Below are 13,871 nucleotides of genomic sequence, written 5' to 3'. Positions count from 1 at the left end.
TAAGCTCTATAGAGAATATTATTCAGGGCATAGCAAAAAGGCGGGGCGCCATGATGGCGCCCCGCCCCCTTTTTATACAAGATCTTTCTTTACTTCCCTTATAACATGCCCCAGCTCGGGAATGATCAATAGATTCATGGCCAGCCTTACTGCACCTGAAGAGCCCGGTGTGGAAAAGACAGCTGTATTCTCGATGATGCCCGCAGAAGCGCGTGATAGGATGGCAGCAGAGCCGATGTCCTCCTGGTAGCTCAGCATACGGAATAATTCCCCGAAGCCGCTAATTTCCTTTTGATAAAGGGCACTCACCGTTTCAATAGTTACATCCCTTAATGCGATTCCTGTCCCGCCATTGGTAAGGACTGCATCGATTTCCGGATCTGAACATCCGTCCAGGACCGCCTGACGGATCTTTTCTTTTTCATCAACGACAATCTGGTAGGAACTTACCCTGTGGCCTTCTGCTTCAAGAAGTTCCTTCATCAGCCTTCCGCTTTTATCGGTCTCCGGATTTCTTGTATCACTGATGGTAATGATTTTGCATCTGACTGTTTTGGGGGCTTCTTTTTTGTGTTCCTCGCTGCTCATCTCACTTCACCCTGTTTCTTCAGCAGATACCTGTACTGATAATATTTGTGTGCAAAGTCAGTGACCTTCCTGGTAAACTGATAGTTTGCCCCTGCTCCTATGGCCATGCTGACAAGCGGGATGCCCTGGATGGATTTCCTTTTGAAAGCTGCTATGGCCAGGCCTTTGAAAAGCTGTTTGATCGGCTGGCCCATCCATGCGATGTCCGTCAGTTCCTCCTGCCCCTCATAAAAATAAGCTTCTTCCGCATTCTCCAGTTCGGCCAGAAGCTGTTCCCAGGCCTGTCCCTGAAGCCGCGGCGGCAGGATCGATGCGCAAAACACCTTTAAAGAAGCCATCATCTCATAAGGCGTGTTCACTTCAATCCCATATGTCATTGCAATGAGCTGGACTGCACGCAAATTGATGACAGCCATGGCAGGAAGATCGGATCCAAGCAGCAGCACACCGCCTGTCCCCGAAGCCCCTCCCTGTGCAAATGAATAAAGGCGGTGGCGTGCGATCTGCTGATTGGCTATGTATTGCAGCTGATTGATGTCCAATGAGGCCAGATCTTCCACTGTTTCAATGCCGGCATCAAAGATGCGGCCTGCAGAAAGGATCCGTTCCTTTGCATCCAGCTGGAGCTGTGAGCTTTGGATCAAGGCATGGAGATGGAACAGCCAGTTATCCAGGGAAGCAAAAAATTGCTGCTGAGTTTTCTCAGGAAGCAGCAGGAACGCTTTTTCTAAATATTTGTCATAGGTCAGCTCCAAATCATTGGATTCATACTGTGCCAGCTTGTCTTCCCATTGTGCGATCTCAGATAAAGCCTTTTCTTCCCGTCCGTTTAGTGCCATATCTTCATCCTCCTTGCCGGTGTTTTTGTTCAGTATAGCATATTGATTCAGGCAAATCCTGTTTCATTGAATGGAGAAAGCAGAAAAACAAAAGGACAAAAAAGCCTTGGCTTCTTTGTCCTTTCAATCATTCAAATATTATTTCGCCAGCCTTACAACATCCCTGGCGATCATGACTTCTTCATTTGTAGGGATGACGATGACCTTGACCGGTGAGTGAGGATAGTTGACAAACGTTTCCTCACCGCGGACCTTGTTCAATGCAGGGTCCCAATATACGCCCATGAATTCCAGTCCCTGAAGGACGCGTTCACGGATTTCTGCACTGTTTTCGCCAATGCCGGCTGTAAAGATGATGGCATCAACTCCGTACATGCGGGAAGCATAAGAACCGATATATTTATGGATCCGGTTTGCGAATACTTCAAGAGCAAGCTCTGCTCTTTCATTTCCTTCAGCTGCCTGTACCTCGATATCGCGAAGGTCGCTTGAGAATCCTGAAACTCCGAGCATTCCGCTCTCTTTATTCAGTACGTTAAGTACTTCATCAGCAGACTTGCCTGTTTTCTCCATGATGAATGGAATCAAGGCAGGGTCGATATTCCCAGAGCGGGTACCCATCGTCACACCGGCAAGCGGTGTGAAGCCCATGGATGTATCAATGGATTTTCCGCCTTCAATGGCCGCGATGCTTGCACCGTTACCCAGGTGGCAGGAAAGCAGGCGAAGCTGCTCAAGCGGACGGCCAAGAAGCTCTGCTGCACGCTCTGATACATATTTATGTGAAGTTCCGTGGAAGCCGTATTTACGGATGCCGAACTTCTCATAATACTCATAAGGAAGGCTGTACAGGAACGAGCTTTCCGGCATTGTCTGATGGAATGCAGTATCAAAAACAGCTACTGCCGGCACATTTGGAAGCACCTGCTGGAATGCCTTGATTCCTGTAATGTTTGCAGGGTTGTGAAGAGGAGCCAGCTCGGATAGTGCATCAATTTTACTCAGCACGTCTTCCGTGATGACCGCAGAATCTGCAAACTCTTCTCCTCCATGTACTACACGGTGGCCGATTCCTTCAATTTCATCCAGTGATTCGATGATCTTCAGATCAGTCAGCTTATTGAGCAGAAGCTTGACTGCAACCTCATGGTCAGGAATTTCCGTGACTTCCGTCTGCTTCTCGCCGTTAACAGAAATACTGAAAACTGCATCGTTCAGACCGATTCGTTCAATAAGACCTTTTGTGATTACTTCTTCGCTTGGCATTTCAAATAATTGAAATTTCAATGAAGAACTTCCAGCATTAATTGCAATAATTTTCGCCACGATATGTCGCTCCTTTTAAATGCGGACTCGCATACGTCCTGTATGTTTAACCAGTGCAATGGGGACCATGGGGAAATATGTATCTTTTTTCCCTCCAGGATGCCAGCCTTTATATAACACCGATGCTAATCTAATGCCTGATGTGGTACACATTTATTGTGTGCAACTGGCATCATTTTATCTCTCAATTCCCCATTTAATCACTGTGCTTGCATGATTTCAAGGAACATTCATAATTGGTATCGTTTACAGTAAAAATTAAATGTATTCCGATATTTCGGTGATTTCCGCTTCTTATTTTCCATTACCCTTGCGGCTCTTCTGCTAAAACAGAACTTCCATAAAAAGACTGGAGACGAAAATGCGGGTTCCCTTGCGCTACCTTCTTCCTTAAGACTTCTGCCGGCAGGTTCGGCTGCTCCATTCATTCTTTCCTTCTTATGCAAAAAGAAAAAGCATGATCCACTTCGGAATCATGCTTTTGTCACTCTATATCTTGTTTTCCCTGAACCAGGCATCCACCTGCTTAAGTATCCTCTCGACCTGTTCAGTTTTCGAAAGGCTCGGCATGTTCACAAGCAGGGCTTGCTTTGGAGCTGTGACCCCTTCACCCTTTTTCTGGAGGATAAAGACGCTTTTTGCAGCATTTTTATTTTTAAACAATGTTTCCGGGAGCTGGAGCAGGCCCTGGATGATGCTTGTCTTGCTTATATACGCCTTCAGCTTGTCCGCCTGTTCGCTTTCAAACAGGCCATTTGGCACAATCAGGAACAGATAGCCGCCTTCCTTTACATGGCGCATGCTCTGTTCCAGGAAAAGGTGATGGGCATAAGAATGGCCCTCATCTGCCTTCAGCTCAAAGTCCTGCGCCCTTATGTCGTTGGGATAATACCCCACCGGAAGGTCGCTGATGACTGCATCCACGCTTTCAATGAACAGCGGCTCAAGGCTGTCCTGGTTATAGAATTGGATGGGGTGCTTCTGGAGGTTGGCATTGATGTAGGCAAGCTTGATGAGGAGGTCATCCACATCTGCCCCGACTGCTTCAATGCTTTTTCCTTCCTGCTGATTGATGACAGTCGTAAGGAGATTCCCTGTCCCGACCGCCAGATCCAGAAGGCGGAAAGATTTCGCTCCGACAAATTTATTCACCAGATAACCCGTCAGCATTCCGACAGCATCCGGGGTCATCTGATGGTTTGGCTGCACATTTTCCTTCATGCCCTTTAAAATGGCCAGCTGAAATGACTTTCTGATATTCTCGCTTGTATATAGGTCAAGATTCAGCGACTCATAGCTTTTTTTCAGCCTTTTTACATTAAGCTCACTGAGTCCGTCCTGGAGAATGGACTCTTGAAAAATATTATCGCCTGTTTCTGCAAGCGCCTCTAAATATGTACATTGCAGTTCTTCCTGCAAGATCACAGCTGTTTCATTAAAGACTGAGAACAGTTCTTCTACGGGAGTGATACTCACTAATTCATTCCTCCTGCTAAAATATTATTGTCTTATTGTAACGGGGTTCCGGCAGGATCACAAGCCCGCCGCCTGCCATTCAGGAGATTGGGGAATACAGCCTGGGCAATCTTAAGGCATACAAAAACCCCGATTGCCCGGGGTTCTTCGAAGTTTATTCAGCTTGCCTTGCAGCTTCCACTGCAGCTTCGTAGTCAGGATGGTCAGTTGCTTCGCTCACATATTGGGCATAAACCACTTTGTCATTGGAATCAACAACAAATACTGCCCGTGCAAGAAGGCGGAGCTCCTTGATTGCTACTCCGTAAGCTTCACCGAAAGAAAGGTCGCGGTGGTCTGAAACTGTCTGCACATTTTCAATGCCGGCAGCTGCGCACCAGCGCTTCTGTGCAAAAGGAAGATCTACGCTGACTGTAAGAACTTTTACATTATCAAGCTTTGATGCTTCTTCATTGAATCGGCGCGTCTGAGCGTCGCAAACGCCTGTGTCAATAGAGGGAACAACACTGATCAGTCTTACCTGGCCCTTGGAATCCGCAAGCGTCACCTCAGTTAAGTCATTGGCAAGCACTTTGAATTCCGGAGCCTGGTCTCCTGCTTTCACTTCATTCCCCAGCAAAGTAACCGGATTTCCTTTAAAAGTAATTGATGCCATTGGTTTCTTCCTCCTTATTTTTTCATATATGTACAGTGCAATCATACTTCCTGGAAAATCTTTTTGCAATGAAAAGCCATTTATTCCAGCAATAGAAAAGGCTGTCTCCGGGGAAGAAGACCAGCCTTTTCAAACATCCATTCTAGAAGTCCAGGTCATGCTTTGGTCCATTGTATTCGTTCGAGCGGTTCTGGCTGCTTTGGCCTTCGTTCTTTCCATCCTGGCCGCTGTTCCCGGACCCGTTATTCTTTGACATCATCTGCTGGATCTTATCAACAGCCTGAGGGGCCAAATCAAGGATTTTTTCATATAGATGTGTGCTCTCATCCAGATGGACCATTTTAACTCCGTGGGAACTTACGATTAAAAAAGCAATCGGTGTAATGGAAACTCCGCCGCCGCTTCCTCCGCCAAACGGATGCTTCGGTTTGCCTTCTCCCTCGCGGCCTGAACCTTCAAGCATAAACTCACTGCCGCCTGCTGCAAAGCCGAAACCGACCTTTGATACGGTAAGGATCACACTTCCATCAGGAGTTTCAACCGGGTCCCCGATGATTGTATTCACATCAATCATTTCTTTCAAATTTTCCATTGCGGTCGTCATCAAGCCTTGTATCGGATGATCAGACATAATAAACTTCCTCCTCATCTAAACGGATTTTGTTTTATTATCAGATAGCACGGATAACGGCTTTGTCCTAAAGTCCGGCATTCCGCCTTTCCAATATTTAATCAGTTTAATTCCTGCCAACATAGCTTGCCCGATGCGGAATTGAAACATACATGAAAAACGGGTTTGGGAAACAGCAGCCTGAAAATGGGGGGTCACCGACAAAACGGGCATGTCCCTCATCCTCATATAGCGGCTGAGAATGCCGACCAGGCTTCCTTTTGCAGACCAGATTATCCCTGCAAGGACAGCAGTGTGCGCCGCATCACCGATTCCGGCCATGGTATGCCATTCGATATCCCTGATTGCCACCTTTTTCAGAAATCGCCGGATGATCGTGTGGAGGCCAAATACATGGCGTATCAGCTCCTCGGCATCCATGATACTGTTCAGGAAGTCCTCCGGCGTGAATTTTTTCCGGTCTTCCTGCTTCTTCTCCTCCTTCCGGCCGGCTTCCACTTTCTCTTCAACCACAATGGAAGGGGAGTCATCATCGATTTTTATCAGCGGAACCTGTATGTTATAGCGGATAAGGCCGAACCAGGCCCGGAACTTTAAAGATATATGGTCATTATCCTGGCCATGATAAAAGTTAAAATAAACTGTTAGCTTTGAGAAAAGAAGAATAATGAGCAAAAGCAGAATGACTGCCGCTGCTGCCCCAAGGATCAGCCACCACATCCGATCACCCCCTATTAACAGGCTGGTGTATTTTTTCGCATTAGTCTCCTGCTAAAGATATCCAGACGCTAAATCTAGGCTTTCCTTTTGGGAAAAAAAATAAACCTGCCGGCAGCAGGCCGGCAGGCGATTCTTTCAATTATTCCTTATTTTCTTTCGTGAATGACACTTGTATCGGCAAACAGGTCATGAAGCCCCTGTTTTTTCGGGAGAAAAGCGACAATGATATAGCCAATATAAATAGTGGCTGAAATGAAGCGCCCGATCCACTCCCTGAACAATATGGTGGTCCAGGACATTTCTTCATCTTTAAGACTGACTACTTTCAGCCCAAATATCATTTTCCCAAGCGTCTGCCTGAAATACTTTGTCATCAGGACAAAATAGGCATAAAAAATGATGCTTGTGACGATATTTGCGGGAGTGAAAATCCCGGAATCGGCAAGGGGAAGATCCGCCGCCCGAAAAATCGGATGCACGATGATGCGGTTAATGCTGCCTATAACAATGAGATCGGCCAGATAGGCCCAGAACCTCATCCAGAAACCGGCAAAACGGACAGATGCCGCATGATCTTCATATGACGGGCTGGCTGGTGAATGATTGTCAGCAGGCAAATCCTTTTCCAAATGGCTGTCTAATGTGGTCATTTGCCATCCCTCCTCATTCTGAATACATGTACATCAGCCGCGGGGCATTCGGCTGTGACAACAGCTTCATCATGCCGGCCATTTCAATATCATCGCCCATCACCTTCCGCGCACCCATGCTGAACAAGGAGCCAAAGCCCATATTTTCCGAATAGCTGACAACCTGTGCACCCTTAAGCTTATGGTCTTTCTCCAGTTCATCTACAACATCTTCAAAGAAGCCGAAACCATCAATCAGATTGAGCTCTTTTGCCTGGCGGCCGTCATAGATCCGTCCGTCGGCGATTTTCCGCACCTGATCTGCCGGGATGCCCCTTCCTTCAGAAATGACTTTAACAAAGCCTTCATAAGAATTGTCGATCATAGACTGGAGGATCTCCCGTTCTTCTTCCGTCATCTCCCTTGAAGGGCTCATAATGTCTTTATAAGGCCCGCTCTTGATCGTGACAAATTCTACGCCATACTTTTCGGCAAGCCCTGCATAATTATATCCCTGCATGATGACACCCAGGGAGCCTGTCAGGGTTTCAGGGCTGGCATAGATTTTTTCAGCAGGTGCCGAAATATAATAGCCGCCGGAAGCAGCCATGGATCCCATAGATATGTACACAGGCTTTTTCGCTTCCTTCTGGATTTCCACGATCTTATCATGGATCTCCGAGCTTTCCACTACACCGCCACCCGGGGAATTCACGCGAAGAATGACCGCTTTCACACTATCATCCTCTTTAACATGGTCCAGCTTTTTCATGAAAGATTTGTGGTTATAGCCGGGACTGGCAAACAGTGAGCTGGCATCTCCTGCATCCTGGATGGTCCCATCTACATTCAGGACGGCAATTTTCTTTGAACTGCTGCCCGGTTCAATGATTTCTTCGGCAAATGCTTCATCAACTGGAAACATATCCGCAAAAGTGCTTTCGGCATTTCTAAATGCGAATGTCGACAGCACACTAGTAATAATGGAGAAAAACAGCAGTGCAGCGGCTATTCCAAGAGCCGCCCATCTTTTCCCATTCATATCTTCTCCTCCTTTTTTTCCTTTTCCAAGTGTTAATACGCAATAACTTTTAAAATGTTTCAAAAACATGTACACTGATGACAATAAACGTTATTGCCGCAAAATACCAATCATACGCAAATATTATCATTTTGAATAGGAGGAATGAAAGTGACGCGCCGAAACTTATATTTTTACCATAAGAAAGATACTGAAATGATGGAAAAAGCAGGCCATCTTTATGAGCTTGCCGAAAAATACGGATTTACCATTGTCAATGACTTTAAGCAGGCTAATATCATTGTGAGCATTGGCGGCGACGGGACCTTCCTTCAGGCCGTCCGCAAGACCGGCTTCCGCGAGGACTGCCTGTACGCGGGCATCTCTACGACCGGCACATTGAGCATGTACTGCGATTTCCATATTGATGACACATCCAAGATGATTGAAGCAATGGCCAATGAACAGATTGAAGTCAGGAGATACCCGACGATGGAGATTAAGGTGGATGATGAATCCTCCTTCTATTGCCTGAATGAATTCAGCATAAGGTCTGCGATCATCAAAACATTTGTTATGGATGTATTTATCGATAATCTCCATTTCGAAACCTTCAGGGGCGACGGCATGATTGTTGCAACCCCGACAGGCAGTACAGCCTATAATAAATCGGTCAATGGCGCCATTGTTGACCCTATGCTCCCTTGCCTGCAGGTCAGCGAACTGGCATCCCTGAACAATAACCGCTACAGGACACTTGGTTCTTCATTCATCCTGAGCAGCGGCCGCAGCCTGACCCTCAGAGTCATCCAGGACGGCAATGACCACCCGACAATGGGAATGGACAACGAAGCACTAAGCATCCAGCATGTCGAAAAAATCGAAGCCAAACTGAGCGGCAAACAAATCAAGACTGTCAAGCTTAAGGACAACTCCTTCTGGGAAAAGGTGAAGAGGAGTTTTCTATAATAAAAGCGGGATTGTCTGAACATTGTTAAAAACCCGCAGCGGAGTCATGTATCCCGATACAGATGGGATACATGACTTCCTTTTTTTCTCCATACCCATGTATCTTAGGGGTCTGTTGGAATACATGACTTCCCTTTTTTCTCCACACCCATGTATCCCAGGAGCCTGTTTGAGTACATGACTTCCCTTTTTTCTCTGCACTCATGTATCCCAGGAGCCTGTTGGAATACATGACTTCTCTTTTTTCTCCACACCCATGTATCCCAGGAGCCTGTTTGAGTACATGACTTCCCTTTTTTCTCTGCACTCATGTATCCCAGGAGCCTGTTGGGATACATGACTTCTCTTTTTTCTCCACACTCATGTATCCCAGGAGCCTGTATGAGTAGATGACTTCCCTTTTTTCTCCACACACATGTATCCCAGGAGCCTGCTGCGATACATGAATTCACTTATTCTCCCGCCCCCACGCACCTCAAAATCCCGGTCCGGGTTCACCGTCTCCTAAGCATAAAAGCCCTTTGGCTGCCCGCCCTGCACGCACCTAACCTGCTGCTCTGGCCAAGGGACATACAATTAGAAAAAGGAAGAGGCCTTTGCCTCTTCCTTTTTACATCCCCAGCCCTTTCCCATGCTTCCATTTCATATTGGCAAATAACTTCGTCCTGGACAGCGAGTAGACGGTCAAAGCAAGCCAAATGAACAAGAATGCGACCATGTGGGTCTTTGTGAATTCTTCACCATATACAAAAATGCCTAGCAGCAGTGTTAATGTCGGGGCGATATACTGCAGATAACCGAGCATGGAAAGCGGGATTTTCTGTGCCCCTTTGGCAAAATACAGAAGCGGGATAGCAGTGGCTGCCCCTGCACCGATCAGCAGCAGATCCGTTCCTGTTGAAATGGCCAGGAAGGACTGCTTTCCGTCTGCAAATAAATAGATCAGATATCCAAGTGCCAATGGCATGACTACCATCGTTTCGAGCGTCAGTCCAATGGCAGATTCCACCTTGATCAGTTTCTTTGCCAAACCGTAAAGGCCAAAAGATAAAGCAAGCGCAACCGCAATCCATGGAAATCTGCCATAAGAGAGGGTCATGATAAGCACACCCGCCGCCGCCAGCAGGAAAGAAACTGTCTGCACAGAGGAAAGCTTTTCTTTTAAAACGACTATACCCAGAAGGACACTGACCAGCGGGTTGATATAATAGCCAAGGCTCGCTTCAATCATCTGGCCGGAATTGACTGCCCAAATATATATGAACCAGTTGCAGCTTACGAGCAGAGAGGCAATTGTCAGAGCGAGCATCTGCTTCTTGTTATTCCGTATCCCTCTCAATGTCAGAATAAAATCCGGCCATTTCCTGGTCAGGACAAGTACAGCCAGCATAAAGATGAAAGACCAGAAAACCCGGCTGGCCAGGATTTCATCAGCACTCACATGATTGAGAAGCTTCCAGTAGATCGGCAGGATGCCCCATATCAAATAAGACAGCCCTGCGTACAGGGCCCCTTGTTTTACTTCAGTATCTGTCATTGTTGGTTAGCCTCGATTCTTTCTGATATCGGAATAATTATAAAGCCAAAAGAAAAAAACTGGCAACCTATTCGTTTTAGCAGGCATTCGCCCGTTTAAACCTGTCCGCGCTTATAAACGGTTTTTCCTCCTATTACTGTCTCATTGACTCGTGTACGGAGGAGTGCCTCCGGCTCTTCTTCGAATATATTCCGGTCAAGGATTGTGAAGTCAGCAAGATATCCATCCTTGATCATTCCCCTCTCATCTTCATGGCAGATTGCAAATGCGCTGCCTTTTGTATATAAGGAAACAGCTTCGTACATGGATAACGCCTCCTCTTTGATATAGGCAATCCTCCCGGGGTCATCGCTGCTGGTTCTTGTAACCGCAGAATGGATGCCGAGGAGCGGGTCGGCTTGCTCGATTGGCGCATCAGATCCGCCTGCACATGGGATGCCTTCATCAATCAATGTTTTCCAGGCATAACAGTAATCCATATGCTCTTCGCCGATCCTGCTGATGACCCACGGAAAGTCAGAAGCCAGGAATCTTGGCTGTATATCCAGTATGAGAGGAAGCTTTTTTGCCCTTGGAATGAGTTCTTTCCGCAGTATCTGTGCATGAATGAGCCGGTCCCTGCCTTTTCCTTTCAGCGGGTATTTTTCAATGCTGTTCAGTGACATTTCAAAAGCCCTGTCACCGATGGCATGTATGGCAACCGGCATATCCAGCTCTCTGGCTTTGATCAATAGACCGTCAAGCTGATCCTGTGTAAAAATGGCCACTCCTGAGGTTGAAGGATCATCCGCATACGGATGGCTCAGCAAAGCAGTCCGGCCTCCCAATGCTCCGTCTGAAAAGATCTTCATGGCACCGAATTCTATCCAATCATCCCCGCCAAGATAATTTCCGCCGTCAAGCTTCATGTCATTGATTACCTCGTGATGGACGAGCAGGTGGGCCCGGAAAGGCAGTTTATCTTCACCGATGACCTCCTTGAAAGTCCCATAGGTCCCATGGAAACCGCCATAATAATTAAGATCCTCAGTATGTGCCCCCGTAAGGCCCATTGCATAGGCATCCTGGATGGCTGCGCGCATTGCCGTCTCCAGATACTCCTTTGAAGCACCAGGGAGAATAGAGAAGATTAGCTCCTGTGCCTGGTCTTTCAGCAGGCCTGATGGAAGGCCTGCTTCATCTTTTTCAATGACCCCGCCTGGAGGGCAAATGGTTTCAGGGATAATTCCGCCTGCTTCCAATGCTTTCGAATTGACGGCAATCGCGTGCCGGCAGATTCTTTTCAGGCAGACTGGATGTTCAGGGACTGCTTCATCAAGCTCCTTTGCCAGTATGGGGGCAGGGATATCCCATAAATTTTCGTTCCAGCCCTCGCCAATGACCCAGCTGCCTTTTGGAAACTTTTCGGCATACTCCTTCACAGCATCAAGCACTTCTGTTTTAGAGGTGCAGCCGGACAAGTCAAGTCTTATCAGCCTTTCCCCATGTCCGATCAAGTGCATATGGCTGTCCACAAATCCGGGCAGCATCAGGCTTCCCTCAAGGTCCCTCATTTCAGAAGGCTTTACCGAGTAGTTTCTTTTCAATTCTTCCAGCGGCCCTGCCCTCAGGATCTTTCCATTCTCCGTCATAACCGCTTCGGCTTTATGCCCTTCTTCCTGAAGGGTGTATATATATCCTCCATGCCATAGTGTCCGCATCTTCTTATTGCTCCTTTTCTTTCTATTCTGCACAGTTAAAAATCCGCTGTGCCTGCTGATCTGATTATATCTTCTTTCGGGACACAAAAAAACTGAGCTTTAAAAAAGCTCAGCGAAATCTTTTTTACAGGAGCTCCCAGCTGGATACTAGCTGCGGGCAGCCTCCTCCATTTCTTTTTTCCTCAGCTCTACCCTGCGGATCTTTCCTGACGTGGTCTTCGGAAGCTCTGAAAGAAACTCGATCCTGCGTGGATATTTATAAGGGGCAGTCAGCTCCTTTACATGCTCCTGCAAGGTATTAATGAGATCCGGCTTATCTTCGGCGACGCCATCCTGCAGGACAATAAAGGCTTTGACGACTGCTCCGCGGATTTCGTCCGGGCTCGCCACAACGGCACATTCCTTTACGTACGGGTGCTTGACAAGAGCATCCTCCACCTCAAACGGCCCGATTGTATATCCGGAGCTGATGATAATATCATCTCCCCTGCCTTCAAACCAGAAATACCCGTCTTCATCCTTTTTCGCTTTGTCTCCGGTCACATAATATTCACCCCTGAATTGCATGGCGGTCCGTTCAGGATCCTTATAATAATTTTTAAATAACGCAGGGGTTTCAATATGGACGGCGATATCCCCCACTTCCCCAGGTCCGCATGCCTTTCCATCTTCATTGATGATCTCAACAGAATTGCCGGGAATCGGCTTTCCCATCGAACCAGGCCTAAGCTCCATCCCTTTTGTTATGCCGACCAGCAGGGTGTTTTCCGTCTGGCCGTATCCGTCCCGCACTTCAATATCAAAATGCTTTTTGAAAGCATCAATCACTTCGCGGTTAAGCGGCTCTCCGGCTGAGACGGCACTATGAAGATCCGGGAGGCTGTATTCAGCAAGATTGTCGGCCTTTGCCATCAGCCTGTATTCTGTAGGTGTGCAGCAAAGAACATTGACTTTATAATCCTGAAGGAGTGCAAGATATTTTTTCGGCTCGAATTTCCCGGAATACACCAGTCCTGTTCCCCCTGATCCCAGAACGGAGAGGAAGGGGCTCCATATCCATTTCTGCCAGCCGGGGCCTGCAGTTGCCCAGACAGTATCCCCTTCATTGATGCAAAGCCAGTTGGGCCCGGCGGCACGGAGATGTGCGTATGCCCAGCCATGTGTATGTACAACTCCCTTAGGATTGCCCGTGGTACCGGAAGTATAGGACAGGAAAGCCATGTCGTCCCTGCTTGTTCCCGCAGTCTCCATGATATCAGAGGCTGCGTCCATCTTTTCATCCAGCGAAGTCCAGCCTGGGACAGGCTCTCCAATCACAAACTTAGGCAGGCCCTCTGCTTCAGAAACATCTGCAAATTGCTCTGTAAACGGCGAAAAGCATACGATGGCTTTCACATCGCCATGATTGATCCTGTACTGGATATCTTTAGAGCGGAGCATCTCTGAGCAGGGAATGACTACCAGGCCCATTTTTAGTGCCGCTATGTACGTCTGGTATGCTTCTATAAGGCGCGGGACCATGATCAGGACTACATCCCCCTGCCTTAGGCCGTTTCCTGAGAAAACGTTTCCAATTTTGTTGACATTGGACAGGAGCCTGGAATATGTAATTTCCTTTCTTTGTCCTTCCCCGCTTTCCCACAGGATGGCAGTTCTTTCAGGAGCTTCTGCAAACTTTTCCATTTCAGAGACCAGATTATATTTTTCCGGCGCCAGCAGATCTTCACGCTTCATGTTATATGTCCTCCTAATCTGAAATTAGTATTCATGTGCTTAATTA

General features: G+C 47.3%; 14 protein-coding genes. 1 reads left to right on the top strand and 13 read right to left on the bottom strand.

Annotated elements, in window-relative coordinates:
• Nucleotides 1-72: 72 nt before the first annotated feature.
• From FZD51_RS20005 to sppA, 9 genes are all read right to left on the bottom strand, one after another.
• Nucleotides 73-588 (bottom strand): MogA/MoaB family molybdenum cofactor biosynthesis protein, encoded by a 516-nt coding sequence (locus FZD51_RS20005; protein ID WP_148976380.1) that lies wholly within the window; start codon nucleotides 586-588, stop codon nucleotides 73-75.
• The gene (locus tag FZD51_RS20000) at nucleotides 585-1,427 is read right to left on the bottom strand and encodes an EcsC family protein (protein WP_148976379.1); all 843 of its coding nucleotides are present in this window, start codon (nucleotides 1,425-1,427) and stop codon (nucleotides 585-587) included. The genes FZD51_RS20005 and FZD51_RS20000 overlap by 4 nt, the downstream gene beginning before the upstream one ends.
• 138 nt (nucleotides 1,428-1,565) lie before the next feature.
• A complete protein-coding gene (locus tag FZD51_RS19995) occupies nucleotides 1,566-2,753 on the bottom strand; it encodes an acetate kinase (protein WP_148976378.1) in 1,188 nt (395 codons plus the stop codon).
• A 489-nt stretch (nucleotides 2,754-3,242) separates the two neighbouring features.
• Nucleotides 3,243-4,229, bottom strand: a complete 987-nt coding sequence (locus FZD51_RS19990; protein ID WP_148976377.1) for a class I SAM-dependent methyltransferase — start codon at nucleotides 4,227-4,229, stop codon at nucleotides 3,243-3,245.
• Nucleotides 4,230-4,383: 154 nt separating this feature from the next.
• Nucleotides 4,384-4,884 carry a thiol peroxidase gene (gene tpx, locus FZD51_RS19985; RefSeq protein ID WP_148976376.1) on the bottom strand — a complete coding sequence of 167 codons (501 nt, stop codon included), beginning with the start codon at nucleotides 4,882-4,884 and terminating at the stop codon, nucleotides 4,384-4,386.
• Between the two features lie 142 nt (nucleotides 4,885-5,026).
• On the bottom strand, nucleotides 5,027-5,515 hold the full coding sequence (gene ytfJ / locus FZD51_RS19980) for a GerW family sporulation protein (RefSeq protein ID WP_148976375.1): 489 nt from the start codon (nucleotides 5,513-5,515) through the stop codon (nucleotides 5,027-5,029).
• Between the two features lie 18 nt (nucleotides 5,516-5,533).
• Nucleotides 5,534-6,235, bottom strand: coding sequence for a DUF2953 domain-containing protein (locus FZD51_RS19975; RefSeq protein WP_148976374.1), 702 nt, complete (start codon nucleotides 6,233-6,235; stop codon nucleotides 5,534-5,536).
• A gap of 146 nt (nucleotides 6,236-6,381) precedes the next feature.
• Nucleotides 6,382-6,885 carry an RDD family protein gene (locus tag FZD51_RS19970; RefSeq protein ID WP_148976373.1) on the bottom strand — a complete coding sequence of 168 codons (504 nt, stop codon included), beginning with the start codon at nucleotides 6,883-6,885 and terminating at the stop codon, nucleotides 6,382-6,384.
• Between the two features lie 13 nt (nucleotides 6,886-6,898).
• On the bottom strand, nucleotides 6,899-7,906 hold the full coding sequence (gene sppA, locus FZD51_RS19965) for a signal peptide peptidase SppA (protein ID WP_148976372.1): 1,008 nt from the start codon (nucleotides 7,904-7,906) through the stop codon (nucleotides 6,899-6,901).
• A 144-nt stretch (nucleotides 7,907-8,050) separates the two neighbouring features.
• On the opposite strand from sppA, the gene FZD51_RS19960 reads away from it, so the two are divergent.
• Nucleotides 8,051-8,854 (top strand): NAD kinase, encoded by an 804-nt coding sequence (locus tag FZD51_RS19960; protein WP_148976371.1) that lies wholly within the window; start codon nucleotides 8,051-8,053, stop codon nucleotides 8,852-8,854.
• A 104-nt stretch (nucleotides 8,855-8,958) separates the two neighbouring features.
• Here FZD51_RS19960 and FZD51_RS19955 read toward each other — a convergent pair whose 3' ends face one another.
• The 4 genes from FZD51_RS19955 to mbcS form a co-directional block, all read right to left on the bottom strand.
• Nucleotides 8,959-9,306 carry a hypothetical protein gene (locus FZD51_RS19955; protein WP_148976370.1) on the bottom strand — a complete coding sequence of 116 codons (348 nt, stop codon included), beginning with the start codon at nucleotides 9,304-9,306 and terminating at the stop codon, nucleotides 8,959-8,961.
• A 158-nt stretch (nucleotides 9,307-9,464) separates the two neighbouring features.
• Entirely contained in the window at nucleotides 9,465-10,391 is a 927-nt protein-coding gene (rarD, locus tag FZD51_RS19950; protein ID WP_148976369.1) for an EamA family transporter RarD, read from the bottom strand.
• A gap of 95 nt (nucleotides 10,392-10,486) precedes the next feature.
• Nucleotides 10,487-12,091: an amidohydrolase gene (locus FZD51_RS19945; RefSeq protein ID WP_148976368.1), complete on the bottom strand. Its 1,605-nt coding sequence runs from the start codon at nucleotides 12,089-12,091 to the stop codon at nucleotides 10,487-10,489.
• Nucleotides 12,092-12,238: 147 nt separating this feature from the next.
• Nucleotides 12,239-13,825 (bottom strand): acyl-CoA synthetase MbcS, encoded by a 1,587-nt coding sequence (gene mbcS / locus FZD51_RS19940; RefSeq protein ID WP_148976367.1) that lies wholly within the window; start codon nucleotides 13,823-13,825, stop codon nucleotides 12,239-12,241.
• Between the last annotated feature and the right edge of the window lie 46 nt (nucleotides 13,826-13,871).

Source organism: Bacillus infantis, from assembly GCF_008180445.1.
In the GTDB taxonomy this organism is placed as follows: domain Bacteria; phylum Bacillota; class Bacilli; order Bacillales; family Cytobacillaceae; genus Bacillus_AB; species Bacillus_AB infantis_B.
This window is presented reverse-complemented; position numbering and strand designations above follow the sequence as displayed.

Bases quoted from the DNA above. Each gene is read 5' to 3' on its own strand.
- FZD51_RS20005 (WP_148976380.1), bottom strand. From the start codon at position 588: ATGAGCAGCGAGGAACACAAAAAAGAAGCCCCCAAAACAGTCAGATGC.
- FZD51_RS20000 (WP_148976379.1), bottom strand. From the start codon at position 1,427: ATGGCACTAAACGGACGGGAAGAAAAGGCTTTATCTGAGATCGCACAA.
- tpx (WP_148976376.1), bottom strand. From the start codon at position 4,884: ATGGCATCAATTACTTTTAAAGGAAATCCGGTTACTTTGCTGGGGAAT.
- ytfJ (WP_148976375.1), bottom strand. From the start codon at position 5,515: ATGTCTGATCATCCGATACAAGGCTTGATGACGACCGCAATGGAAAAT.
- FZD51_RS19975 (WP_148976374.1), bottom strand. From the start codon at position 6,235: ATGTGGTGGCTGATCCTTGGGGCAGCAGCGGCAGTCATTCTGCTTTTG.
- FZD51_RS19970 (WP_148976373.1), bottom strand. From the start codon at position 6,885: ATGACCACATTAGACAGCCATTTGGAAAAGGATTTGCCTGCTGACAAT.
- sppA (WP_148976372.1), bottom strand. From the start codon at position 7,906: ATGAATGGGAAAAGATGGGCGGCTCTTGGAATAGCCGCTGCACTGCTG.
- FZD51_RS19960 (WP_148976371.1), top strand. From the start codon at position 8,051: ATGAAAGTGACGCGCCGAAACTTATATTTTTACCATAAGAAAGATACT.
- rarD (WP_148976369.1), bottom strand. From the start codon at position 10,391: ATGACAGATACTGAAGTAAAACAAGGGGCCCTGTACGCAGGGCTGTCT.
- FZD51_RS19945 (WP_148976368.1), bottom strand. From the start codon at position 12,091: ATGCGGACACTATGGCATGGAGGATATATATACACCCTTCAGGAAGAA.
- mbcS (WP_148976367.1), bottom strand. From the start codon at position 13,825: ATGAAGCGTGAAGATCTGCTGGCGCCGGAAAAATATAATCTGGTCTCT.